This is a genomic window from Streptomyces sp. S186, from assembly GCF_051603415.1.
In the GTDB taxonomy this organism is placed as follows: Bacteria; Actinomycetota; Actinomycetes; order Streptomycetales; family Streptomycetaceae; genus Streptomyces.
On the sequence record NZ_CP193932.1, the window covers coordinates 8,333,915 to 8,358,227 of the forward strand.

Here is a 24,313-nt window from a genome sequence, read left to right on the forward strand (position 1 = left end):
CGGGGGACTCATGCCAGCCCAGTCAACGCATCTTGTGCAACAGGCAGCACGCCGTCCCAACTACCTTGGCGGCAAGTCAAGTTGGATGCCGGTGGTGCGATTCGCGGGTATCTGCGGGATCCTGGCCTCCCTTGCCTGGCTCATCGGTGACATCCTCCTGCTGGGCAAGCCCATGGCCTCCCCGGATCGCTACCCGATCCTGCATGCCTACAGCGGCGTCACCGGCGACTCCCTCGCCGCGATGCTTCCCGCCTCCACCACCCGCCTGGCCTGGGGCGCTCTGCTCGGCGTGCTGACCGGTCCGCTCTACCTCGCCGCCTGCTGGCACCTCTACCGCGGCCTGCGCCCGGCTCGCCCTCTCCTCTCCCTGCCTCCGTTCCTCCTCCTGGCCACCGGTTTCGTCCTTGCCCCCTTCGTCCACGGCTCCTTCTACTACTGGGGCCAGGCGGCCAAGGCCATCCACGACTCCGGCGCCACCTCCGCCACCCTCCTCGCTCTCCCCGGCGACTTCGCCACCGTGCTCTTCATTGCCTACGCGCTCCTCCTGGTCTGCTGGCTCACCGCATCCCTGTGGATGGCCGTCGCCATCCTGCGCGGCACCACCTCCTTCCCTCGCTGGATGTGCGCCGCCAATCCCGCCGTCTGCGTCCTTGTCGGCCAACTGCTCGCCCAGGGCATCCCGGGCCCGGTGGGCATCCCACTCCAAGGCGCCCAACTCAGCCTCGCCAACCTCCTGTTCTTCACCTTGACCACTGCCACCCTATGGAACGCCCACCGTCGTAGGGCCGCATCGACGACGCCTGGGGATCACGCGCGATCATGCCGGTAGCCACGGGCTTCGGAGGTGGGCGCGGCCACCTCCTTACCGCGCCGTGAGCGGTGCACGCCCACCGGGCAATGGCTGGTCCGAGGCTTGGACATGAAGACGCTGATGCCCTCTGACCCGGGATGATGGGACTTCTTGCGGTTCCAGGTGCACAAGGTGAGAGAGCATCCGCGAGATGCATCAGGGTCCGAGTCTTCGTGATCAGCATGCCCTGCGGAAACGCAGAAATCCGGACACAGGGCAACCTCGGTAATCCCCTTGCGGCTCCAGGCAGAGGATTACCGGCTAGTGACTGGCGGCCGGGAGGGTGGTTAGGGCGGTGGCGATGGTGTCCGCGTAGAGTCGGCCGCCTTCCGGGCCGGGGTGGACGCCGTCGTCGCCGAGCAGGGTTTCTTGGCCGGTGACGGCCTTGTTCCAGTCGGCGATGGCGACATTGCGGTTGCGTGCCGCCACGGTGCTGATGGCCCGATTCACCGAGTCCTGCCACGAACGCGGGACATGGCAGGTAACCAGGACGATCCGTTTGCCGGGGCCGATGGCGTCGATGGCGGCTTGCAGGTCCGGCACCCCGCCGGTGCCGTTGGCTCCGAGGCCGATGACCACGGTTTCTCCCAACTCGCCTTGCTTTTGCATGGTGTTGACTTCCTGGGGGGCGGCGGTCAACTGGCGTCCGACCTTGGCGTCGACGTGGATGCCGGGGAACTTCGCCTTCAGGGCCGGGGCGGCGGCGTCCATGACCGAGTCGCCGATCGCGGACACCTTTCCCAGGGGCACGGTCTGCCGGGGGGTCGGGGTGCTGTTCGGCGTGTGGCCCGGAGGTGTCCCGGGCTGTGGTGCCGGGGGTTGCTGTGCCTGGGTGTCGGCGGCAGGTGTGTCGGTCTGCTTCGGCTCCGCCGCCAGTCCGCAGCTGGCCACCAGCACCACCACCGTGGCGCAGCAGGCGGTGGTGCAGGCCAGCAGTATGTTCTTCGTCCGGTGGCGGGCCGCCGAGGTGAAGCCCGCGCACATGCGGTCGAGCGATCCCAGCAGTCCGAATCGCCGGATCGGCTGTTCCAGCCAGCGGTACGACAGCGCTGCCAGGCCGACGGAGGCGACAGCGGCGGCGATCGCGTTCAAGGGTGCGTCCGCCGGAGTCATGCGGTCCGGGGTGGCCAGCGAGATGAGCGGCAGGTGCCACAGGTAGATGCCGTAGCTGCGCTTGCCGATCCATCGCAGAGGGGGCGCGCCCAGCAGGGTGGGCAGCGGGCCCTGGGGCTGTACCGCGCCGAACACTGCGGCACCGGTCGCCACGGCGGCGAGGACGAAGCCGCCGGGGTAGAGGCGGTCCTGGTCGTGGGGGAGGGTGCATGCGAGCACGGCGAGCAGGGCCAGCCCGCCGGCTCCGGCGATGGTCCCACGGACGGTCGGCCGGTGCGGTGGGAGCGTGGCGGAGGGCCGCAGCAGGGCCAGGACGGCGCCGACCAGCAGGGGGAAGGCATGAGTGTCGGTGCCGAAGTAGACGCGGGAGGGGTCGTTGCCGGGCTGGTACAGCAGTCCCATCGCGGTGATCGAGGCGAGGGCGCACAGGAGCACGGCGGCCACCCGGACAGCGCGCCGGGGCACGAGGCGCAGCAGGGCGAGCAGTAGCAGTGGCCAGAGCAGGTAGAACTGCTCCTCGACGCTGAGCGTCCACAGGTGCAGGAAGAGGGCCGGAGGCCCGAAGTTCGCGAAGTATGAGGCGTTGGTGGCTATCTGCCACCAGTTGTTGGTGAACGTCGCCACGGACGGCAGGCTGTCGATGACGGAGGCCAGCCGGTGCGGGTGCCAGACGGTGGCCGCGGCGATCGTTGTCGGCACGAGCGCGCCGAGTGCGGGCAGCAGGCGGCGGGCCCGGCGCAGCCAGAAGCCGCGCAGGTCGACGCGGCCGTGCCGGTGCCGCTCGGCAAGCAGGAGGTCGGTGATCAGGTAGCCGCTGAGCCCGAAGAAGACGTCGACGCCGAGGAAGCCGCCGGGCAGCCAGTCGGCGTCGACGTGGTAGATCACGACGGCGGTCACGGCCAGAGCACGCAGGCCGTCGAGGCCGAAGGCGTACGGGCGGGACGCGGCTTTCGCCTCCGAAGGCGGCATTGGTGCGGTCCGTCGCCGGTGTGAGGCCGACCGGTAGGTGGTCGGCTGCGAGAAGTCGGTCATGGTCGTGCTCACTTCTCCCGCGCCGGTGCCGCGGTGTCGTTGCGTATCGCGCGCCACAGGGCGGCGGCTTCGGGTTGTTTGACGGCCAGGCGGTTGTGGTCCGGTGGGTAGGGGCCGACGGGCAGCGTCCGGAAGTCGGTGTCGGAGGGTTTCAGCCCGGCCAGGGAGCGGGCCAGACCCAGCAGGTCGGAGGCCGAGCTCAGGCCCTTGTCCGTGGTGATCGCGCGGGTGGCGGTATCGGCGACCTTGTAGAGCCGCACCGGGTCGGTGAGCAGGCCGGAGCTTGTCAACTGCCTGGTGAGTGCGGCCATGAACGCCTGCTGGAGTCTGATGCGCGTCAGGTCGCTGCCGTCGCCGACGCCGTGCCGGGTGCGGACCAGGCCCAGTGCCTGTTCGCCGTTGAGAAGGTGGCTTCCGGCGTCCAGGTCCAGGTGGCTGTAGCGGTCGTGGAGGGGCGTGTCCGTGGTGATCCGCACGCCGCCGACGGCGTCGACGAGCTCTTTGAAGCCGTTGAAGTCGACGGTGATGACGTGGTCGATGCGCACCTGGCCGAGCTGCTCGACCGTTGTGACCGCGCAGGCCGGTCCGCCTCTCTCGAAGGCGGTGTTGACCATTACGGGGCTTTCGGCGCGTGCGGTGCCGCCCCCGGGCAGCGGGCAGGCGGGTCGGTCCACCATGGTGTCGCGCGGAATGCTGACGACCACGGCCCTGGTGCGTTCCCGGGCGAGGTGGACGAGCATCGCGGTGTCGGATCGGGCGCTGCGCTCGTCCGTGCCGTACCGCTGGTTGTGCCCGGCACGCGAATCGGAGCCGAGCAGCAGGATGTTGAGGGCGCCGGCGACGACGCGCGGGGGACGTTCGCCGCCGAGCGCGGCATCCACGTCGGTCGTTGTGCGGTTGTGGTCGAGTCTGGCGTACAGCAGCCAACCGCCGACGCCTGCGGCGGTCAGTGCGGCGGCGGCCGTCCACGCCGCGAAGCGGATACGACGGCTGCGGGCCGTCGGCCGCTGCGGCGTCCGTGTGCGGGCGAAGTCCATGGTGAAGCACCTGTGTGAGCCGGTGAGACGAATGCGTGAGCAAGACGCAAGGACTCCGCCATGGTTGGCGGGGAACATCTCCGAGCGGCCATCTCTGGGGTCTCCGATCCCCACCGGCTCGGTATCCGCCGTGTATCGAGGGCGTATCGGCGCTCTGCGGTGTCACCACCGGCTGTGTGCGGCAGCCGTGGTGTCGCCGCCGGCCGTGCTCCCGTACCCCTCAGCCGTGTTCCGGTAGTCGCAGTGTCGCCACCGCACCGCCGCCGGGCGCGTTGGAGAAGGTCAGGGCGGCGTCGATGACACGGGCCTGGCCGAGGGCGATCGTCAGCCCCAGGCCGTGGCCGTGGCCGCGTTCCCGGGCGCCGGTGCGGAACCGCTGCGGTCCGTCGGCCAGCAGGCCCTCCGGAAAGCCCGGCCCCCGGTCCTGGACGGTCACCACTGTCCGCTCGACGGTCACCGTGACCGGCGGCTGTCCGTGGCGGTGCGCGTTGGTCACCAGATTGGCCACGACGCGATCCAGCCGTCGTGGATCGGTCTCGACCACCGCGTCCTCCGCGACGTGCACGTGGGCGGCCAGCCCCGTGCGCCGCACACACTCTTCGACCAGCTCGCCCAGCGCGCACGGCACCAGATCGGCCCGCTCGACACCGGCGTCCAGCCGGGAGATCTCCAGCAGGTCCTCAACCAGCGCGCTCAACACCCGTACCCGGTCCCGGACATAGCCGGCGGCCTTCCCCTGCGGCAGCAACTCCGCGGAGGTGACCAAACCCATCAACGGAGTGCGCAGCTCGTGCGCCACATCACCGGTGAACCGCTGCTCGGTGAGCAGCCGTTGCTGCAGTGCCTGCGCCATGGAGTCCACGGCGTTGGAAATCTCGGCGATCTCGTCTCCCGGACGTGGGGTCGCCTCGATGCGGGCGTCAAGCTCACCGTCCGCGATCCGCCGCGCCGTGCCCGCCGCGTGCCGCAGCCGGTACCCCAGCCGGTCCGCACTGAGCGCGCCCAACGGTACGGCGACCGCGACTGCCACCACTCCGGCCAGCACCATGCTGCCATCCAGCGCCGCGAGGTCGCTCACGTCCCGGCCCATGCCCACCTGTACCGACAGGACCCGGCCGCCCACCTGGCGCGCGGCCCACATCCCCCGCCCGTTCGGCCCGTCACCGAAGTCGGTGCCCTGATTGCCGCGGCGTGCCAGCTCCACGAGTTCCCTCGGTACCCGAGGCGAGTCAAGATACGCGTCGGCACCAGGCGCGCCGGTGCTGGAGTAGGTGCCGACCGCCGTGTTCAGCTGGTGCAGCGCGGCCTCACGGGCCCGGTCGACGGCCCGGGCGTACGTGGCCTGGTGCACCAGTACGCCGATCGCCACGGCCACGGCCACCACCGCGACCGCGACCAGCGCGGCGATCCTCCACCGCAGCGAACGCCGGCGCATCGGCCGGTCAGCGCCGCAACTTGTAGCCGAACCCACGGACCGTCTCAATCCGCTCGGCGCCGATCTTCGCCCGCAGCCGCTGCACATGCAGATCGACCACGCGCCGGTCGCCGTCCCAGGCGTAGTCCCACACGTTGCGCAACAGCGTCCGACGCTCCAGCACCACCCCCGGATTCGCCGCGAACTCCAACAGCAACCGCAGCTCGGTCGGGGTCAGCTCCACCAGCCGCCCCGCGCGGCGCACCTCCATCGCACCGGGATCGAACTCCACGTCACCAAAGGTGAGAGCAGCACGCTGCTGCGCGGACCCCGCCTGCTCAGCCGCCTCCGCACCGGGCGGGAAGCTCGCACGCCGCAACAGGGAGCGGATCCGAGCGAACAGAACCGTGGTCTCGACAGGCTTGGTCACATAGTCGTCGGCCCCCGCCTCCAACCCCGACACCACGTCCAGGGCATCCCCCCGGGCCGACATCATCAAGATCGGCACCAGACTGGACTCACGGACACGACGGCACAAGCCGATACCGTCCAGCTCCGGCAGCATCACATCGAGCAGCAGCAGGTCGGGCCGCCGCTCGCGGAACACCTCCAGGCCGGTGAGGCCGTCCCCGGCCACGGACACCGCGTAGCCGTACCGTTCCAGCATCAACCGCACGGTGTCACGGATCACCTCGTCGTCCTCGACAAGGAGCAGATGCGTCACGGGGTCCTCACAGCGCTTGGCGAATCGAAGGGAACGGGCGCCATGATCTTCCCGTTCCAGTGGTACCGAGTGATGTCCTGGTGGGCACCACTGCTCTTGATGACGAGGTCATGGCCGATGGTTCCCGCATCGACCACGCCGTTTGAGGAATACTGCAACACCTGCCGGACGGAGTTCCCCGGGGCCGCGACGTAGACGAACACGTCGGCGAACCCGTGATCGTCGATGACGAGCACCACAGCAGGCCGGCCGTCGCCGGTCAGATCCGGATAGGCGGGCGGGCGCAGCGGACACGATGATCCGGGGCAGTCCCGTAGCGATTTCCCCAGCTGCTCGCCTACATCGGGGTCCGCCTTGAGCAATGTCACAGGCGAGACCTTCTTCAGTCCACCGGGGGGAAGAGTGAAGCCCGGCAAGGGCGGACGAACGGGAGGGGTATACACGTACCCGTTGCCGGAACTGGGGGGCGTGTGGCCCGGCCACAGCGGGGAAGGACTCGCCGGCACGGACACCGAGGGGGCCGGTCCGGCGTTCCGCAGCCCCGCCGAGATGCCGCAGCCCCCCCAGCAGAGCCACCGCAAAGGCGGCACCCACCAGCGCCGGCACGACCGTGCCTGCGCGTCGTCGGCCCCCTCGCAACGGTGTCACACTCCAGCCCATAGGAAGCCAACGGTAGCAACGCAGGTTCGGATCCTTCTGATCCAGGCACGTTGAACGCGGCGCTGGAGGCGCGCAGCGACCGGCCCCGTGGTTGGGTAGGACCGCGGGCCGATGACCGCCACGTTGCCCGTGCCGTGCGCCTGGGCCAGGCAGGACAGCGTGCAGACGTTCCGCCGTGTACAGGTCGTGTATCAGCCTCGATGAACGGACGAAACACAAGCGACGATCCGCCGAGAAGATCCCCGCATAGCTTCTGCAGCGCCAGCCGATGACCAGCGACATCACCGGAGCCGAGAAGCCATGAGCCGAGCCTCGACGACCAGCACCCTCCGCAGCGAGGCGGCCACAACGGTCGGCCTCGCCGGTACCCCCGCGCTCGGGCCGTTCGGCACCGCGTCCGGCCATGACGCCCGCGTGTCCAGCCCGCACGCGTCCGGGGGCGAGGCGGTGCAGCCCGTGTTCGTCGACGCCTCGGGACGGCGCCGGCGCCGCGTGCGGAGGGCCGCCCGGCTCCTGGCGCTCCCCGCGGGCGGCTACGCGGCCCTGCTGGTCAGCACGGTGCTGAGCGGCCCCGCGCTCACCACCGCGTCCGTGCCGCCGACCGGCCCGGCGCCCCGCCCCTCGGCGTCCGCGCCCGACACCTCCCCCGGACCCGGCCACGCGACCGGCGGCCCCACCGGGGCGAAGACCGCCGCCCCCTCCGCCACCGCGCCGCCCACCGCCGCAGACCGGTCCCACACCGCCCTGAAGTGATCCTCGAAAGCCCCTCCGTGACCACCCCCATCGACGCAAAGACTCCCGCCGCCACGGCCGCACCCGCCAGATCACACCGCGCACCCACTGGCTGCTGCTGAGCGTGTTCGCCGTGACGCTGTCGGCGGCCCTGCTGCTCCAGGGCTACACCCACCACATGTTCGGCATCACGCCGGACGAGAGCGCCCAAGGCCCGAGCGACGCGGTGCCCGCCCACGTGGCGCACGGCGGTCCGGTGATCGCGAACGCCGACACCTCCCCGCACACCGCGCGGGTCAAGCCCCGCACCGTTGCGCTGACCTTCGACGACGGCCCCGACCCGACCTGGACGCCGCGGATCCTCGACGTACTGCGCCGCAACCACGTACACGCGACCTTCTTCCTGGTCGGCACCCAGGTGATCAACCACCCGGAGCTGGTCCGCAGGATCGTCGCCGAGGGCCACCAGATCGGCATCCACAGCTTCACCCACCCCGACCTCGGCAAGCTCGCCCCCTGGCAGCGCTCCCTGGAGCTGCGCGAGTCCCAGCTGGCCGTGGTGGCCGCGGCGGGCGTCACCACCTCCCTGCTCCGTCCGCCGTACTCCTCCCAGAACCACGCGGTGGACAACGCCGGCTGGACCATGCTGAAGCGGACGGCCGGAGCCGGGTACACCACGGGCCTCACCACCCAGGACACCGAGGACTGGCAGCGACCCGGCGTGTCCCGCATCATCGCCAACGCCACACCCCGCGGCGACCGGGGACAGATCCTGCTGATGCACGACGCCGGCGGCGACCGGTCGCAGACGATCGCCGCACTCGGCGCCCTGCTGCCCCAACTCAAGGACGGTGGCTACCGGTTCGCGACGGTCAGCGACGCGGTCGGCATGGCCGGCCCCGTACACGCCGCAGGGATCGGCGACCGCGTGCAGGGGACGGCGCTGGTGTGGGGACTCCAGGGCGGTGACTGGGCCGTGTGGCTACTGGGCGCCTTGATGTGCGCGGCCGGAGTGGCCGGCGTGCTGGGCGCGATGGTCGTCCTGGTCGCGGCCCGTCGACACCGGCGGCTGAGGGACCGGCGCCGGGGCCGACCGTAGGGGCCGGCGGTGACGGAACCGGTCAGCATCATCGTCCCCGCCTACAACGAGAGCGCGGGCATCGAGGCGGCCGTGCGCTCCCTGCTCGCCTCGGACCATCCGGTCGAGATCATCGTGGTCGACGACGGCTCCACCGACGGCACCGCGGACCTGGTGGAATCCCTGGGCCTGCCGGTACGCGTGATCCGCCGGCAGAACGCGGGAAAGCCCGCCGCACTCAACACCGGACTGGCCACCGCCTCCTACGAGTTGGTGGTCATGGTCGACGGCGACACGGTCCTCGAACCCACCACCGTCCGCACGATCGTGCAGCCCTTCGCCGACCCCGGCGTCGGCGCCGTCTCGGGCAACGCGAAGGTCGTCAACCGCCGCGGCCTGCTGGGGCGTTGGCAGCACATCGAGTACGTGGTCGGCTTCAACCTCGACCGCCGCCTGTTCGACCTCGCCGAGTGCATGCCGACCGTGCCGGGCGCGATCGGCGCGTTCCGCCGCCCGGCACTGCTGGACCTCGGCGGCGTCAGCGAGGTCACCCTCGCCGAGGACACCGACCTCACCATGGCCCTGTGCCGCGCCGGCTGGCGCGTGGTGTACGAGGAACACGCGCGGGCCTGGACGGAGGCGCCCGCCTCACTGAACGCGCTGTGGCGCCAGCGCTACCGCTGGTGCTACGGCACGCTGCAGGCGATGTGGAAGCACCGCGGCGCGCTGGTGCAGCACGGCACGGCAGGCAAACTGGGCCGCCGCGGCCTGCTCTACCTGCTGCTCTTCCAGGTGCTGATGCCGCTGCTCGCGCCCGTCGTGGACATCTTCGCCCTCTACGGCCTGGTCTTCCTCGACCCCGTCCGGATCGTCGCCTGTGGCTGGCCTTCGTGCTGCTACAACTGCTGATGGGCCGGTACGCGTTCCGTCTGGACGGTGAACGGCCCGGACCGCTGTGGAGTCTGCCGCTCCAGCAGTTCGTCTACCGGCAGCTTATGTACCTGGTCGTCATCCAGTCGCTGTTCACCGCCGTGGTCGGCTCCCGGCTGCGCTGGCAGCGCATGGAGCGGTACGGGAGCCTGCGGGCCCCCGCGGCCACCGAACCGGACACCGACCCGCCATGCCCGCCGCCGACACGACGTACGCCCCGCCACCGGGGCCCACCGCACACTGACGGCCCGCTGAACCGGTGGGCCGGTGGGCCAGTGCGCTGCGGTCGGCCCGGGCGTCTCCGTTGCCGACCTACCAAAGCAAGGCCACGCACAGGGGGCATCACCGCTCCACCAGCACCCTGACCGACCATGAACCGCTGCGGAGGCTCCCATGAGGGACGTACCTCGCGCATCCTGTCCGTGGCAGCCGGCACGGCGCGGCCTGCCGCCGTTCTGCCAGCGGCCGTCGACTACGCCGATCTTGAGCGGTTGCACACCGGGCTGATGCAGGCTCGTCAAAAGGTTGAGCTCTTCGGGACGGCGGTTGTGTGGATCCATCCCCCCAGCCGGGAAGCGGCGCTGCCTCTCATCGCCGAGGCGCTGGCCGACGGGGCACTCGTGGTCGACGTGCTCGGCAGCGTGGTAGCAGATCCCGCCCGCCCCTGGCCCACAGTCCCATGTGCCATGGGCACAGCTCAACACCGCTACCAAGAAGATTGATCCCGCTGGTCACAGGCCCCGGCGGCGCCGGACCCGGTGCCACCCCTGGGGCGCGTGGTGACGCGGAGCCAGGTACGGCCACGGAGCCTCCGCAAAAACCTGTTGGCGGACCACGGCGACCACTGCTAGTTTTCCGGAGGCCGTGCGAGAGAACGAGGAGGTGGTACCCGTGAACGTATCGACATGGGTGCTCTCCTTTGGGGTCACGGTCGGGCGATAGGTCGTCCGGGAGCGCCGTCTCTGTGCACTCCCGAAAGGCACGACCATGCACTTCACTTCTGAACAGCGCCTCGACGACGGCGTCCTCGAACGCGAATTCACCCTCGGCGAGATCCCGGGCATCCTGTGGACGCCTGAATCCGCCACGCCGGCACCGCTGATCCTGCTCGGCCACCCTCCCCTCGGGCTGCGCAAGATGTACCCCCGACTGGTGGCCCGGGCCCGGCACTGTGCGGCGGAGGGTTTCGCCACGGCCACCATCGAGCTCCCCGGAAGTGGCGACCGGCCCCGTTGGCCCGCCGCCGAGCAGGCCCGCGCCGACCTACGCCGGGCCAGGGAAGCCGGCGAGCCGATCAGCGACGAGATCATCGACGCCCTCATCCTCCCGCTCGTCGACAAGGCGGTCCCGGAATGGCAGGCCGCCCTTGATGCCCTCCTGCCGCTGCCCGAGATCGGCGGCCCGGTCGGGTACTCGGGGGGAGTGATCTCCATCGGCGTTCGCCTTGCGGTGGTCGAGCCGCGCATCGTGGCCGCCGGTTTCTTCGCCGGGAGTTTCGTGCCTCGCGCCATGTTCGAGGAGGCCCGGCAGGTCTCCATTCCGCTGCATGTTCTGCTGCAGTGGGACGACGAAGGGAACGACCGGCAGGCGGCCCTGGATTTGTTCGACGCCTTCGGCTCCAAGGAGAAGACCCTGGAGGCCAATACGGGCGGGCACACCGGCGTCCCGCAGTTCGCGGGTGAAGCCGCGGCCCGGTTCTTCACCCGGCACCTGAAGTGAGGTGAGGCCGGGCCGTCAGGCCGGCCGCAGACAGTAGACGCCGTCGGCCGGAACGCCGCCATCGAGAACGGGTCCCGGCCCTCCACGATGGCGGTGGCCAGCAGATACACAACCGCCCCGACCGGCCATCAGGGCACCGGCCGGTCGGGGCGGGGCTCGGCCACCAGCGGTACGCGCAACATCGGCGCACTCGTGACCAGGGCTGTTACCGATCAAACTTCGGTGACACAGGCTCAAGGTTCGACGGCACAGGACAGCGGATCGCGCTGCACATTACGGTCGATACCTTCAGCACGCTGATCGCCGACGTCGGTCAACCGGCCCAGCCCGATCTCACGGACCTCAATCGCCCCAGCGTGCGGCATGTACTGGATCCGGCTTCTCTGCGCTAAAGCCGAACCGGCGCCTCACAACGTCCACGTCGCCCACGTCGCTGTTCCGGAAATTAGCCGGCCAGGGCGTTCTGGTACCTCGTCGTTACGTCTCGGGGAAGGTCATATCACCCGTCTGGGCACGCGAACACGCTGCTCGCACCTCATCCGCCCTCGGCCGGCCGAGGGCCGTCGTAGGCCCACCACTCCGTGGTCTGGTGCATGTGACCACCGCTCCCAGTGTCCGGGAACACGGGCTTGGGTTCGTGCCGTCACCCGCCCACCAGGGCCGCACGGAGCCGGGCCAGCCGGCCGGGGCCGGCCGCGCCGCTGCCGGTGATCTCCCCTTCGGTGTCGGCGAGTTCGGCGTTCAATGCCTCGATCACCGGGCTCGGCACCGCACGCGCCAGGTCCTCGCGCAGCTCCCGGACGGCGCGTAGCAGCTCCTCCTCCTGCGAAGGATCCACGGCCGGAGCGCCGGCGCCGTCATTGTGGGGCACCGTGTTGTGCTCGCCGACACCGACCGCGCCGTGCACGGTATCGATGAAGACACCGCCGTTGCCGACGTTGACGGTCCGCTCCTCGGTGGTCTGCCAGCCGGCTTTGTGCAGCGCCTGCTGTACACCGCCGGTCACCCGGTCCTGAATGCCCCGAAGGTAGCGGTCAGCATCCATCTTCTGGACGTGCGAGGGCTCATCGCCCGAACCCAGCTCGCGGAGAGAGACCGCCGGACCGTCGGGAAGCAGCCGGCCGTCGCCCAGGGTGAACACGGCCCAGGCCGAAAAGACCGCCGACGCCCCCCGATGCGCAGCGCCGGACCGAGGCTTTCCGGGGTATGGCCCAGCGCCCAGAGCGCCTTGCCGGCCAGGCTCTGGTGGCGGAGCTGGTACGCGATTCGGTCGGCGTTCCGGAACTGCGGGCGCAGCGGCCACAGCACATGGGGGGCGAACTCCAGCACCCTGACGCCGCCCTGCGTGTGTACGCGCACGAAGACCGTCACGACCAGGCCCTCGCCCCAGCCGCCGACGCGGATGCGCAGGCAGTGCCGACGGGCCTCGCCACCTCTTCGATCGAGGCCGCCCGGTGCAGCTCGAACTCCTCCTGGGTGTGCGGCGCCACGTGCCGGCTCGGCAGCTCGTCCACCGGCAGGAACACGCACTCATCGGCTTCCACTGTGCGCAGCCGGTCGCGCGCCGCCGCCGCGCCTTGCTGCGCACCGCCGCCGGACGGCTCCCGCAGCGGCTCCAGGGCCTGGCGGATCCAGTTCAGGACCGTGTCGTTGTCCAGGGGGCCGGGCGTATGGCCCTTGCGCGGCCGCAGCTCGACCGATGTCGACCATGCCTCGTGCGGCGTTCCTGCACCGCAGAAGAGATCACTGACGCGGTACAGCACCAGCGGGGCGTGCTGCTCCCTGCGGATGAGCGTGCGTACGCGCTGGAAGCGCGGCCCGTCGGCCTGCTCCACCGGGTCGGCCGCCAGGTCGGGGAACCGAGAGGGGGGACAGGGCGCCCGCCAGCGCGCCGGCGACCATGGCCCGCTGAGCGCCGGCCGCCAGGGCCGACAGCAGGAAGACGAGGAGCGCCGCCCATGCGTGCCGCGGGCCGACCAGAACCTCGGGGCCGACCGGCCACGGGAGCGGGATGTCCGTGACAGTCTCCGTCCCGTGCGCGCCACCAAGCGACCTCAGGCTCCCGGCCACCAGGTCCGCCGTCGTGAGGGCGGTGACCAGCAGAGCCAGCAGCCCGTACCAGCGCAGGCACTGGGCCAGCGCCCGGCGGAGCCGCCCCGCTCGGGGATCGTCCGTCCGGAGCGCCGGTGCGGCGGCGAGAATCACGACGGGAACAGCAGGAGAAATGCCTTCGGAAGAAGTATCACGGTCACTGTTCAGACGGCCGGGATCGCCAGGCCGCAGACCAGATCGCTGCGCCGGGCGCGCAGCGCATGCGCCAGCACCTTGGCCGTGTCGAAGCCGGAGGACGGCGTAACGACGTGTTCATCGTGGACGTACAGCTCGTTGATCACCTGTCCCGGAAGTCCGCGTCGAGATAGACCCCGGCGCACAGCAGCCGGCACGCCTCACTGGTGGCCGGATCGGTACGGTTCGCGGGCTGCGTCGCCATGTCCCCGGATGTCCCCCTGCATCGAACTGACTCGAACCATCCCCCGTTTCGGGCGAGTTGACTGCTGCCAGACATGCATTCCAGGCACGGCCGGCACGGTGATCGGGGCACACATCGGTGACGAATGCCCGAGCCGCTCCCTGGCCCGGCGCCGCCTCAGCCCGTCGGTGCGAGGGATGTCAGCGCGGTGCCCGAGATCGCCTCCTGTCGGGGCCATTCGGCGTCGGTGCCACGAACGAGCACGGCGAACCGGTGGCCGCCGACGGCGGCGGTGAAGGCGCAGTCGGCGACCTGGACGCGGACGCCTCGAGGCTGACTCCTCGTAGCCGGGGTTGGACCGCGACAGCTGCTCCGACGTGGCCTCTAGGGACCGGCCCGGGGTGTCCGACGCGTCGAGCGGGAGGATCTGGAGCAGGCCGCGTCCGTCCGGTGCGGTGTAGAAGACCGCGGTGTAGAGGACGCCGTTGGGGCGCTGGCTGCGTTCCCAGGTGCGGGGCACCGCAAGGGTGTAGTTCTCCCGGTCGTGGACGCGGTGGTAGCCGGCGGGGAGGTCCGTGGACGGCGAGCGGGCGGGGGCCGTTTCGGTGATGGTGTCCGCGATGGCGGGCCGGGACGCGGCGACCGCCCGGACCTCGTGGAGGCCACAGGAGCTGGCCGCGCCCGCTGGCTTAGCGCTACCGTTCCCCGGCCCGCCCGGCGTCGGCAAGACCATGCTGTCGGGCGCGCTCGGCCGAGCCGCGGTCGACGCCGGACACCGCGTCTACTTCACCACCGCCACCGAACTCGCGGCCAAGTGCCACAAGGCCGCGCTCGAAGACCGTTGGAGGACATGCATGCGGTTCTTCTCCGGCCCTCGGCTTTTGATCATCGACGAGCTCGGCTACCTGCCGCTGCCCGAGGGCGGGGCATCCAGGCGGAGCCGAAGAGCGACAGGTTCACCAGCCCTCAGGGCGCTGTCGCCTCGCTCTGGTGCTCACGCCAGGCAGTCCTGAGGGCTTCGAGTTCAGTGCGAGGGAAGTGTTCGCCCCACTTACCCCGGTATCCACTTTCCCCGTATTGCCTGGCCACCTTGTCGAAGCAGCGGATCACTGCTCTGGCGACCGTGTCGACGGTCTGCTGGGTGGACCAGATCTCGGTTCCGGTGTTGTCGTGGTCAGTGCCGTGCGCCAGTTGCAGCAGGCGGATCCATACGGCGGTGCCTTCGCGAGAGAAGATCCATCGGAAGGCAGTGGGCTCGGCCTCGAACTGCACACGGGTTATTTCCGTCTCGCTGGCGACAAGTCGGGCGACGGCCCTCAGGAAGTCCTCGGGTGCCTCGGTGATATACGAGGCGGTGACGTCGGCCTCTGTCCGCGTGTCGGCCACGTGGCAGTCGGCCCAGCCGTGTCCCCTGAGTGTCCAGGTCAGTTGCAGGTCAGTCACGTGCGCCTCCTTCGGGCTGGAGAAATTCCCGCACGTCAGCTGCCAGGGCAGCCATCTGCTGGCCGGCCTCCAGCCAGGTGGTAACAGAGGCTTTCCAGGGGGCACGAACGGTCCCGGGCTGGAACCTCCAGGTCAGGCCGACGTGCCCTCCGGGCCGGAAGACAGCCCGCAGTCCGAGGTGGTTCATGCTCCAGGTGCGCTCGCCGTCCCAGCCGCGGAAATCCGCGGCCAGCCGGTCAAGGAAGTCGGTGACATCTTCCCGGCCCCAGACCGAGGTTTCGACCGAGTCGAGGCGGGCTTCAAGCCCTTCGGCGTGGACCTCAACGGCGAAGCCGGTGCTGTACTCGTCGGGAAAATATCGGTCGAAGAGCCTGACCCGGGTATTCGGGTCGTCCTGGCAACGAACGGTGACTGTCAAGGATTCGCAGGTGTCGGGGTCGTGCTCGGTCATCCATCCAAGGGTAGATGTTTGTGGATCAACCGTCACCGCAGTTTGTGCTGGTCGGGAGGCGTCCGGGATCGACCCGGTCGGCGAGATAGATCAGTGTTGCCTGCGGATCCATGCCGAAGGCGGCGGCGACGAGCTTGGGATCCATCGCGTTCACCAAGTCGACGAGGCGGGTGCAACGGATCATTCGGGGTGGGTATCCGCATTCGTCAAGGACGTGGGAGAGATAGGAAGTTGAGGCCGGGCGAAGCCGACCTTTGTTCCTTTGGTGACCATCGCGTGAGGGTTGGCAGTCGGCCATGCCTCGCGGTGGACGAGGCACCGCTGCGCCACCGTCCAGGAGGCGGGGTCCAGGGGAACAGGGTGGGGTCGTTTGCCGAGCTTGACGGTGTGGGCCACCGGATCGGCTCGGCCATCCGCCGGCGGGAAGCGGAACGGCAGCGCGAACGCGAGCGCCGCGACGAGCAATGGGCCCGCCGCCTCGGAGAGGCCCTGCTGCCCCTGCCCGAACTCCCACCCCCGCCCAAGGCCGCCACCCGCGACGGCTCACGATCGACCGTCGCCCAGCGATATCCACTGGAGCCGACTGCGATCCGGAACTGCCCACACTGCCAGCAGCCGGTCACCATCGTCGCCTTGCTGGCCCCCCCCGGAGGCGGCCCGACCCGCCATGCCCGCCGGTCCTGATGTCTCGTCCCTCTCCGCAGAACACCGTAAGCGGACCGGTGACGTTCCGGCTGACCGTTGCCGATCCCGTAGGGGCCGCCGACCTGACGGTCGGCGGCCCCTGCGACATGCGAGATCGCGCGGTCTCACTCACCAAGCACGGGAGCCAACGCCTCGTGGAGATCCTCGGGCTGCTGGTAGTGCACTCCCGTCATCCCCAGCGCAACTGCGGCCTCGACGTTCTCCAGCCTGTCGTCCACGAAGAGGCACCGCTCCATGGCCGCCCCCGCTCGCTTGGCCGCGATTTCATAGATCGCGCGGTCTGGTTTGGCCACCCCCACACGGGCACTGCTGACCACATGGTCCGCGAAATCCGACAGCCCCAGCGACTCAAGATCGCTCTCCAGGTCCAAGGTTGCGTTGGTCACCAGGACAAGCGGCACGTGTTCCCTGATCCGGCGGAGCATGGCAACAATCACCGTGTCCGCCCAGAAAGGCGCTTGGGCGAATGCTGTTCCAAGCTCGCGGGCCTGCGACTGCGAGACTTCATTCTCAAGCCCGCGCACGATGGAGTCCACCCACTTCGCCTTGCTGATCTGGCCGAGAAGCAGGGGCAGGTCCACCTCCGGCGCATAGGCCACATGCGCGGTTGTCCCCTGGGCCAGTCCAGCCAAACGCTCCAGCTTGGCCACATGGGTCAAGTCATAGAACCGGATCACGTTGTCGAGGTCGCACAGCACCGCGTCAAACGGCCTGCCCGATGCGCTGGGAACGATCATTGCCCCTGCATAGCACAGCGATCGACAGGCGTCTGTTGTTCCGTGACGCCGCTCTTGCTCCCCAACTTCCCCACACCGTCCGGAACCGAACCAAACGAGGGGGCAGAGCGCCTCTGGCCGTTTTGAGGAAGCTCCTCAGCCGTACCTCTCCAAGGGCCGTACGGAGGATTGGCGGGAGCGGGTCAACGACATTGGCGTTGAGGTGCCGTCTTCGGCATCGTGCGTCAATGCACTGTGGGGGAGCTGGTGGAGTGTCCATCCCTGCAGCTCGTCGAGGTCGTCAGGGTGGTGAGGGGGTGGCCGGCAGCGGGGTGTTCTCCTGGAAGATCTCTTCCGCCTGGCGGCAGGACAGCTGCGCATGGTCGGTCGCCAGGCAGGTGTCCAGGGTTGGCGTGTGGGCCGGGGCTCTGCGGTCGGTGAGGAACGGTGGGCCTTGGGTGCGGCCGGCGATGAGCCGGGGCAGGAGCTGGGTGGTGCCGGACTGTCGGCTCCACTGGATGGCGCCGTCTTTGGAGACGGCTCAGCCGCGTTTGTCGGGGGGGGATCAGTTTCTCTGGATTCGTGTGGAGGGCTTCGCGGTGCCTGTGCCGGTGGGGTACCGCTCGACCGCGGCTTTGTACGCCGGTGGTGGTGCGGGCAGTGGCACGACCTGGGCGCGCGGAATCTGCAACGCGTCCTCGCTCTCCGGAGTGGCCGCCCGTTCGATTCTCGCCCGTCGGCTTCCTCCGGTCCTGCCGCAGTAAATGCGTGCACTTCGCCCTGCCGTCCGTGGTCACGCTCGGTCGTACATGCGAGGCGTTGAACGGGGCGCCGGGGAGACTGTATCGACACTGCCGCAGTAAATCCGGTATTGCTGCGGTATCACCCAGGCGGGCCGTCGGTTGCTGCAAGCCCGGTGAGCGGATCTCGAGGCGGAACCGTCGCTATCGGCAATCGCTGTACCGTCGGCCTTCGCACCCGGCCCGGCCCTGGGCGTCACTCAGCGCCATGTGTCCGTTGGCCGTGGCTGTACGGGAACAGGGCCGAGTGCGAGAACAGGGTCGAGGAGGTGTGGTTGCGTTCGGGCTCGTACTGCCCGTGGGCAAACTGCTTCAAGGTGAGGTGAAGTGGTTCATGATCTGGGTGGCGAAGGTGGCGTGTCTTCGAGCAGTGGGGTGTGGCCGGTGTCGAGTACGACGGTTCGTGCTCCGCGGCGGCCTGCGGCCAGGCCCATCCCTGACTGTGTGGGAGTGAACGTGTCGTGTTCGCCGCAGATCAACAGTAGGGGAACCTCGTTTCCCCGGCCGCACTTCATCACGGCGTCGTGCGCGTTGAGGGCGCGCCGAAAGTTTACAGTCGTATGCGGGAGTCGAAAGGCGTCTTGGTAGGCGGGCGCGAGTGCCTCGCGCAGTGTTTGCCGGTTGTGCGGGGCCAAGGTGTGGTCGCAGGCCAGGAGGGATACTTCCAGGATCCGCCCCTGTCCTGTCATGTCGACCGCTTGTGCCAGCAGTTCTCGCGTCTCCTGCGTCAGTTTCTCGCTCGCGTTGGTCAGCACCACCCGGGCGACCCGGTCGACGTGGTGCTCCAGCAGAAGGCAGGCCAGGCCGGCGCCGTAGCAGTACCCCAGTAGGTCAACCTGCCGCACTTCCAGGTGCTCCAGGGCCATGTTGACGGCCGCAGCCTGGATCTCGTAACCGGCGATGGTCTCGTCGTCCAGTTCCGAGGCGCTACCGAAGCCGGGTGGGTCGAACGTGATGACGGTGACGTCGTCGGGTAGATGCGCTTCGAGCGAATCCCAGTCGTGCATGTCCATCGTGGCCCCGCCGAGCAGGGCGATCGGCCGGCGCGTCGATGGTTGCGATGCGGCACGCACCCGGCAGGCGAAGTCGTACCCGGCCATCCTCAGCCGGTGCACGCGCTCTCGCGTCGGGGGAGATCCAGGGGTGCTGGTCGCATTCCGTCGCATGGTCATGCCGCCTCCACCTGAGCCGTGTTCACCTTTCGGCGCGCCCCGCACCTCTCGGCCGTGGCCGCCCGTTCATCGCCGCTAGGAGAGCCGTCGCCGACAGCGTCGTCTTGCCGACGGACGCCGGCGCGTGAATTGAGGTCCGGGTCAGAGGTCGTAGCACGCCGAGGCATTCTCGACCCCGTCGCATGGCGAGTGCGTCCCGAGCGCGGTGGCGCTGTGTACGCGGACTGTCCGGGGTTCTTCGAGGCGAAGTGACGGAGAAGGGGACCACTGATGCCCTCGCGGTGGTGTTCGCGCCGCACGGCAAGAAACTGCCCGTACCGGTGAGGAGTTCCTTTCGGATGGTTCCTCCGGTCGGCGTCGTGGGCGGCGAGCACGTTTTCGGCAGCCGGGCCGCAGATGTCCCGAAGCTGTTGCTCCACGGCCGGCCACTCCTTGTCGGTATCGGGCGCAGGGGAGTGCCGGCCCGGGAAGACGCCTTTGCCCTCCACAAGGAACACCTCGCCCACCTCAAGGTTCCCCTCGGCCACCTCGAGGTTCTCCTCGGCCACCCACCGGAGAGAGCCGGGTGCCGGACGCCTGTAGAGCTCCCGCGTGGTGAACATCCACTGGTAGAGGCGGTCCTCGGCGAAGGCGTCGGTCAGGATCTCCGTGATCTCGTCGATGCCTTCTCGCATCCCGCTACGCACCTCTCGGCGGATGTCATTGGATCTGTCTTCCTGATTCACGCCGGAACACCTTAGCCATGTGAATGCACAGAGTAACAGAATATACACTTAAAGTTATATCGGTGTGCGCAGTGGGTGGCTGGACTCCAGGGAATTGAGCAGTACCCACTTTTGAGAAGAGGCTGGAATGAGCATTCGAACGTCCCCGGTACTGGCCACCCTCCCGCCCGGCCCGCCGCTGCCGGGGCCCGTCCTGACCGGATTGTGGATCGCGTCTCGCAAGCGGCTTCTTGCTGGTCTTCAAAAGCGCTACGGGTCGACCTTCGCGATGACGCTGTCCCCGTTCGGCCCTAGCGTGTTCCTGTGCAGTGCCGCTCTGATCAGGCAGATGCTGACGACCAGTCCGGCGATCGCTGGACTGGGAGAGCCGAACCTGGGCAACGTCCTGGGGCCGGGCTCAACGTTCGCGCTGGACGGTCCCGAACACCTGCACCGACGCAAACTGCTGGCCCCCTCCTTCCACGGGCGCCACCTGCACGCCTACGAGGAGTTCATGGTCGAGGAGACCGTCCGCGAGGCCAAGACGTGGCCGCAGGGCGTCGAGTTCGCGACGGCGCCGGGGTTCATGCGGCTGACGTTGAACATCATCCTGCGCACGGTTCTGGGGGCCGATGGCGAGCACCTGGACCGGCTGCGCGAGCTGATGCCTCCGATGGCCGACCTCGGTGTCAGGCTGACGCTGTCGCCGTTCACCGACCGTGGGCGTTCGTGGGGGGCGTGGGCTCGTTTCCGTAGGATGCGCCGGGAGTACGACACGGTTGCACTCGACCTCATCGACAGCGTCCGGGCAGACCCGAAGCTACAGGAGCGCGAAGATGTCCTCGCCATGCTCGTGCAGAGCCGGTACGAGGACGGCGAGGCCCTGGCGAACCAAGAGATCGCCGACGAACTGCTGACCATCCTCGGCGCCGCTCACGAGACCACGGCGAACACGCTCACCTGGGCCGTCGAACGACTGACCCGACACCCGGAGCTCCTCGACCGCCTCGTGGCAGAGGTCGACGACGGCGGCTCCGACCTGCTGGCCGCTACCGTCCTCGAGGTCCAGCGCACACGTCCCGTCATCACGGACATCACCCGCAGCGTCGTCGCACCGACGATGCCACTGGGGGAATGGACCCTCCCCAAAGGACACCAAGTCGTCTTCGCCATCGACTTCGTGCACATGGACGAGACCGTCTTTCCCCACCCCGAGAAGTTCGATCCGGACCGGTTCGTGAATGCCCGGCCCGACATGTACTCCTGGATCCCCTTCGGGGGCGGCACACGCCGGTGCATCGGTGCCGCCTTCGCCAACCTCGAGATGAACGTCGTTCTGCGGACACTGCTCCAGAACTACGAGTTCCGCACAACACGCGCACCGGACGAGAAGTGGAAGTCCCGCGGTGTCACTTGGACGCCCGCCCGCGGCGGGCGCGCCGTGGTCCACCGTCGCAACACCGCTCATATCCTCCCCCACACGGCCCCAGCTTCAATGACAATCCGCCGAACGAGTGACGACGTGGGCTGATAACCCACGGTAGAAATGCACAACGGCTTCTCAGCTCCGGCCACCGCGCTCTGCGCCGCGTCTTCGCGGATTGACACGTGACCAGGCCCCACCCCGCCGACCACCTGGCCGCCGAGCAGGCGGGCTCACTTCATCGACGCCGCCCCTGGCTTGCCCAAAGCTCATGACGCGAGTACGGCCTTCGGCCGGCTCTGCGTGGCGAAGGAGATGCCGATGCGCTCGCCGTCTTCGCCGATGGCGCTGATGTACTCGCCGCGGCCGGCCTCGTTACGCTGCGCGTGCGCGTCCAGCACCCGCCCGTCCTGCGAGGTGCGGTGAACTGAAGCCTCTCGGCCAGGCCGAACATCAGCGCCCGGTCCCGGCCGATCTGCCCGTACAGCAGCACCTCCCAGAAGTTGCCGTGGTGGGCGGAGACCTTCTCGATCTGCTCGTACTGCTTGGCGAACCCGCCGAAGCTCTCCACGATCTTCGTGACCGTGCCGAGCCCGCCGGCCTGCACCAGCAGGGCCTTCATCAAGGCGAGGACCGCCGGGCAGACCTCGCCGTCCAGGCGCCGGGCCACCTCCTCGACCGGCGCCTGTTTTGAGCATTCCTGTGTTCTTGATCAGGGCTGGGTGTGAGCTGGTGGCATGACTGCAGATCCGTCGTCTGCATCACCGCCGCTGCCGCCGCTGCCGCTGCTGCCGCTGCTGCCGGTGGTGCCGGTGGTGCCGCTTTCGGTGGGGGCCGAGAGACTGGTGGTGGTTTCCCGGGCGCGGGACCGGGCCTTGACGCGGTCTATGGTGGTGCGTCGTCTTCTCGCGCTGGAGGAGGCCGGGACGCTTCAGACGGTGCATGTCCGTATCGCCGCATCGACGGCGGGGCCACTGTGCGGACGCTGTGGCGTTGGCTGGCTGTGACGAAGGAATCGGGCCGGATCGAACCCGCCCGGCGGCGTGGGGCGTTCACGCTGACGGACGCGTTGTGGGACCGGCTGGGGGAGCTGGGCGGGAACGTGAAGGCATTATGCAGCGACCCGGGAACGCTGCGTGGGGCGTGTCCTTGGCTTTGTCCGCCCCGCCTGTGCCTCGGGGGGATCCTGGTGCCTGTGTGACTGGGCGTTGGCCGGGTTGGCATTGCCGGGCACCTTCGGTGAGGCTGGCGAGGCAACCACCGGCCCCGCTCCGAAGGGCGGTGCAGAGAGCGCTGATCTGGCCAGCCCGTCACCGGTCACCGACGGTGTGCGTCTGTACGTGCTGGGCGCGCACGTCGTCTCCACGCAGCGGCTCGGCGCCGTCACCGAGGCGCTCGCCACACCATCGCCGCCCGCGGGATCGTGTGTGTGCGGCGACCCCGGGCACGGCAAGACGGTCGTGGTGCATCGGGCTCTGCGCCTGCTGCCGCGCTGCACGCGGGTGCATCGTGCGCTGGTGGCGGTGAAACCGGCCTTGCCGCAGCTGCGGGCTGCGCTGCTCACCGTGTTCGGCCTGCCCGCCACGGTGTTGACGAACCGCACGGACGCCGCCGACCGCGCCCCGGATTCCACGGCGCTGCGGCGCACCCGGTCGCTCGGCACAGCCGCGTTTCGTCGACCTCGTCGCTGGACACCAATCCGTCCGGATCCAGTCAGGCAGTGTTGCCGCAACCCGCCCGAATGGCGTGGCTCTGCTCCCTTGTCACGGCACGATGCAGAGTGCCGCCGGGACGATTCAACGCCGGCCCATGCACCGGGCCTACGCCATCGATCAGGCACGCAGCGGACATGTCCCAGAGCCTATCGGCTCGTTGGCGGTGGCCGGCGTGGCCGGCGTGGCCGGCGTGGCCGAGTGCGAGGTGCTGGGGCAGATGGCGAGCGTGGCGGGACCTGGTCCCACCTCGCTCCCTCCGATTGGCGATGAGGAGGATGCTCAGGATTACGCCTGTACACCTGCTGGAACACATCAGGTCGAGTCCGCGACGCGCGCGTCGCCGGTCAAAGCCGCGTCGGTGAGGCGGGCGGGGCAGGTCCGCGCAGGGCAGGTCGAAGAAGGAGTCGGCCGCAGAACAACCGGTCCGGAGAACAGAACACGATGCGTCCGACCACAGCCACGGCGAGACGCCCCACCGCCAGCACCAGCCGCCCCGTCCGGGAACCGGGGCAGCGACAGGCCGACCAGCAGCGACTGGAGCATGTCGGAAGCGAAGCGCAGCGGCAGACCATAACGGTCGGTGATGGCGGTCACCGCTTCCTATACCGCTTGTGCAGCGACGTCACAACCGTACTCATTACGGACGGTCGCATCAGGGGCAACAGCCTTACAAATCCGCACAGTTCGCCCCAGCAAGGTTGTCCACCCCACCCCCGAAGCCGGGCCCTTGACCCACGGCAAGCCGAGCCCCAAGAACAGGGCTTGCAATTCCGGTGGGTAGCTGTCGTACCGGGAACGCACGGCATACAGCCGCTTCTTCAGCTGCACCTCGCGCCCCTCGACCTCGATGGTCCGGTAGTCGGCCGCCACCCGCAACTGCCCTGCCTCGTCGACCAAGGGACCGGCCTCCTCAAGATGCCGCTGGGCGGCGATCACGACCGCGGCCACCGTGCTCACAGCCCACTCCCTGTGCGTGGCGCTCAGCTCTCGTTGCCACAAACTCCTCAGATCAGCAGCGTTACCCAGATTCGTCCTTTGTCCGCGCGGGGCCTTGCTGGCCGCTGTTTGTACCAGCACGCTCCCCTGTGCCTGGACACCAGTCGCCTTCTCCCAGTCCGCCTGGCACACTTCAACATTCCGTGCCTGGGACTGGTAGGTCTGGTACTGCGGGAACTGGCATTTCACCATTCTCCAGGTCCCTGCTGGAGGGCTCTCCACCGATCCACGGTGATCCGCAAGCCAGTCCGCATCACCGCCCGCTGCGAACGCGACTCCCGCATTCAGCTTCCGCATTCTGCGTCAGCTCCGCTCACCAGTCTCTCCTGCTGCGGACCGACGCCTCCTCAGCTTTCAGCTGAGAACCAGAATGTCGAGTACGGCGGGTGGGAGCTGCGTTACGCCATCCGACCAACACGTCGGGCTCGT

The 24,313-nt window shown here is 69.1% G+C and carries 24 protein-coding genes and 2 pseudogenes; 9 read left to right on the plus strand and 17 right to left on the minus strand.

The window, feature by feature from the left end:
• The first annotated feature begins 94 nt into the window (after positions 1-94).
• Positions 95-829, plus strand: coding sequence for a DUF6796 family protein (locus ACRAS8_RS36255; protein ID WP_438490272.1), 735 nt, complete (start codon positions 95-97; stop codon positions 827-829).
• Between the two features lie 282 nt (positions 830-1,111).
• On the opposite strand, the gene ACRAS8_RS36260 is transcribed toward ACRAS8_RS36255, so the two are convergent.
• The 5 genes from ACRAS8_RS36260 to ACRAS8_RS36280 form a co-directional block, all read right to left on the minus strand.
• Positions 1,112-2,932 carry an acyltransferase family protein gene (locus ACRAS8_RS36260; protein ID WP_438490273.1) on the minus strand — a complete coding sequence of 607 codons (1,821 nt, stop codon included), beginning with the start codon at positions 2,930-2,932 and terminating at the stop codon, positions 1,112-1,114.
• 71 nt (positions 2,933-3,003) lie between these two features.
• A complete protein-coding gene (locus ACRAS8_RS36265) occupies positions 3,004-4,032 on the minus strand; it encodes an LCP family protein (protein ID WP_438490274.1) in 1,029 nt (342 codons plus the stop codon).
• Between the two features lie 220 nt (positions 4,033-4,252).
• The gene (locus ACRAS8_RS36270; protein WP_438490275.1) at positions 4,253-5,467 is read right to left on the minus strand and encodes a sensor histidine kinase; all 1,215 of its coding nucleotides are present in this window, start codon (positions 5,465-5,467) and stop codon (positions 4,253-4,255) included.
• A 7-nt stretch (positions 5,468-5,474) separates the two neighbouring features.
• Positions 5,475-6,170: a two-component system response regulator CseB gene (gene cseB, locus ACRAS8_RS36275; protein ID WP_438490276.1), complete on the minus strand. Its 696-nt coding sequence runs from the start codon at positions 6,168-6,170 to the stop codon at positions 5,475-5,477.
• Positions 6,167-6,538: a hypothetical protein gene (locus ACRAS8_RS36280; RefSeq protein WP_438490277.1), complete on the minus strand. Its 372-nt coding sequence runs from the start codon at positions 6,536-6,538 to the stop codon at positions 6,167-6,169. The genes cseB and ACRAS8_RS36280 overlap by 4 nt, the downstream gene beginning before the upstream one ends.
• Positions 6,539-7,130: 592 nt before the next feature.
• Here ACRAS8_RS36280 and ACRAS8_RS36285 point away from each other — a divergent pair.
• The 4 genes and pseudogenes from ACRAS8_RS36285 (at position 7,131) to ACRAS8_RS36300 (ending at position 11,289) form a co-directional block, all read left to right on the plus strand.
• Complete coding sequence (locus ACRAS8_RS36285; RefSeq protein WP_438490278.1) at positions 7,131-7,583, plus strand: hypothetical protein; 453 nt, start codon at positions 7,131-7,133, stop codon at positions 7,581-7,583.
• Between the two features lie 70 nt (positions 7,584-7,653).
• Positions 7,654-9,935: pseudogene (locus ACRAS8_RS36290) on the plus strand (bifunctional polysaccharide deacetylase/glycosyltransferase family 2 protein).
• A 57-nt stretch (positions 9,936-9,992) separates the two neighbouring features.
• Positions 9,993-10,292: a hypothetical protein gene (locus ACRAS8_RS36295; protein ID WP_438490279.1), complete on the plus strand. Its 300-nt coding sequence runs from the start codon at positions 9,993-9,995 to the stop codon at positions 10,290-10,292.
• 265 nt (positions 10,293-10,557) lie between these two features.
• Complete coding sequence (locus ACRAS8_RS36300) at positions 10,558-11,289, plus strand: alpha/beta hydrolase family protein (protein ID WP_438490280.1); 732 nt, start codon at positions 10,558-10,560, stop codon at positions 11,287-11,289.
• Positions 11,290-11,932: 643 nt separating this feature from the next.
• Here ACRAS8_RS36300 and ACRAS8_RS36305 read toward each other — a convergent pair.
• From ACRAS8_RS36305 to ACRAS8_RS36315, 3 genes are all read right to left on the minus strand, one after another.
• On the minus strand, positions 11,933-12,430 hold the full coding sequence (locus tag ACRAS8_RS36305) for a hypothetical protein (RefSeq protein ID WP_438490281.1): 498 nt from the start codon (positions 12,428-12,430) through the stop codon (positions 11,933-11,935).
• A gap of 226 nt (positions 12,431-12,656) precedes the next feature.
• A complete protein-coding gene (locus ACRAS8_RS36310) occupies positions 12,657-13,124 on the minus strand; it encodes a hypothetical protein (protein ID WP_438490282.1) in 468 nt (155 codons plus the stop codon).
• A 420-nt stretch (positions 13,125-13,544) separates the two neighbouring features.
• A complete protein-coding gene (locus ACRAS8_RS36315) occupies positions 13,545-13,682 on the minus strand; it encodes a hypothetical protein (RefSeq protein ID WP_438490283.1) in 138 nt (45 codons plus the stop codon).
• 784 nt (positions 13,683-14,466) lie between these two features.
• Between ACRAS8_RS36315 and ACRAS8_RS36320 the strand changes: the two are divergent.
• Positions 14,467-14,691 (plus strand): annotated as a pseudogene (locus ACRAS8_RS36320) (ATP-binding protein); the annotation flags it as partial.
• A 34-nt stretch (positions 14,692-14,725) separates the two neighbouring features.
• Here the strand turns inward: ACRAS8_RS36320 and ACRAS8_RS36325 are convergent.
• From ACRAS8_RS36325 to ACRAS8_RS36335, 3 genes are read right to left on the minus strand one after another with little or no spacing between them, the layout of a single operon-like run.
• Positions 14,726-15,202, minus strand: coding sequence for a hypothetical protein (locus ACRAS8_RS36325; protein WP_438490284.1), 477 nt, complete (start codon positions 15,200-15,202; stop codon positions 14,726-14,728).
• Complete coding sequence (locus tag ACRAS8_RS36330) at positions 15,195-15,653, minus strand: DUF6228 family protein (protein ID WP_438490285.1); 459 nt, start codon at positions 15,651-15,653, stop codon at positions 15,195-15,197. The genes ACRAS8_RS36325 and ACRAS8_RS36330 overlap by 8 nt, the downstream gene beginning before the upstream one ends.
• Before the next feature lie 25 nt (positions 15,654-15,678).
• Positions 15,679-15,837, minus strand: a complete 159-nt coding sequence (locus ACRAS8_RS36335; RefSeq protein ID WP_438490286.1) for a hypothetical protein — start codon at positions 15,835-15,837, stop codon at positions 15,679-15,681.
• Positions 15,838-16,040: 203 nt separating this feature from the next.
• Here ACRAS8_RS36335 and ACRAS8_RS36340 point away from each other — a divergent pair, with 203 nt between their 5' ends.
• Complete coding sequence (locus tag ACRAS8_RS36340) at positions 16,041-16,337, plus strand: hypothetical protein (protein ID WP_438490287.1); 297 nt, start codon at positions 16,041-16,043, stop codon at positions 16,335-16,337.
• A 125-nt stretch (positions 16,338-16,462) separates the two neighbouring features.
• Here the strand turns inward: ACRAS8_RS36340 and ACRAS8_RS36345 are convergent, their stop codons facing one another.
• The 3 genes from ACRAS8_RS36345 to ACRAS8_RS36355 form a co-directional block, all read right to left on the minus strand.
• Positions 16,463-17,095 carry an HAD family hydrolase gene (locus tag ACRAS8_RS36345; protein ID WP_438490288.1) on the minus strand — a complete coding sequence of 211 codons (633 nt, stop codon included), beginning with the start codon at positions 17,093-17,095 and terminating at the stop codon, positions 16,463-16,465.
• Positions 17,096-18,206: 1,111 nt separating this feature from the next.
• Positions 18,207-18,974 (minus strand): alpha/beta fold hydrolase, encoded by a 768-nt coding sequence (locus tag ACRAS8_RS36350; protein ID WP_438490289.1) that lies wholly within the window; start codon positions 18,972-18,974, stop codon positions 18,207-18,209.
• Between the two features lie 68 nt (positions 18,975-19,042).
• Positions 19,043-19,771 (minus strand): hypothetical protein, encoded by a 729-nt coding sequence (locus tag ACRAS8_RS36355; protein WP_438490290.1) that lies wholly within the window; start codon positions 19,769-19,771, stop codon positions 19,043-19,045.
• Positions 19,772-19,898: 127 nt separating this feature from the next.
• Here ACRAS8_RS36355 and ACRAS8_RS36360 point away from each other — a divergent pair, with 127 nt between their 5' ends.
• The gene (locus ACRAS8_RS36360) at positions 19,899-21,281 is read left to right on the plus strand and encodes a cytochrome P450 (RefSeq protein WP_438490291.1); all 1,383 of its coding nucleotides are present in this window, start codon (positions 19,899-19,901) and stop codon (positions 21,279-21,281) included.
• Between the two features lie 130 nt (positions 21,282-21,411).
• Here the strand turns inward: ACRAS8_RS36360 and ACRAS8_RS36365 are convergent, their stop codons facing one another.
• On the minus strand, positions 21,412-21,843 hold the full coding sequence (locus tag ACRAS8_RS36365; RefSeq protein ID WP_438483554.1) for a hypothetical protein: 432 nt from the start codon (positions 21,841-21,843) through the stop codon (positions 21,412-21,414).
• Positions 21,844-21,910: 67 nt separating this feature from the next.
• Here ACRAS8_RS36365 and ACRAS8_RS36370 point away from each other — a divergent pair, with 67 nt between their 5' ends.
• Complete coding sequence (locus ACRAS8_RS36370) at positions 21,911-22,180, plus strand: hypothetical protein (RefSeq protein ID WP_438483552.1); 270 nt, start codon at positions 21,911-21,913, stop codon at positions 22,178-22,180.
• A gap of 1,020 nt (positions 22,181-23,200) precedes the next feature.
• On the opposite strand, the gene ACRAS8_RS36375 is transcribed toward ACRAS8_RS36370, so the two are convergent.
• On the minus strand, positions 23,201-23,482 hold the full coding sequence (locus ACRAS8_RS36375) for a hypothetical protein (protein ID WP_438490292.1): 282 nt from the start codon (positions 23,480-23,482) through the stop codon (positions 23,201-23,203).
• A gap of 6 nt (positions 23,483-23,488) precedes the next feature.
• Complete coding sequence (locus tag ACRAS8_RS36380; protein WP_438490293.1) at positions 23,489-23,845, minus strand: hypothetical protein; 357 nt, start codon at positions 23,843-23,845, stop codon at positions 23,489-23,491.
• Positions 23,846-24,313 lie beyond the last annotated feature (468 nt).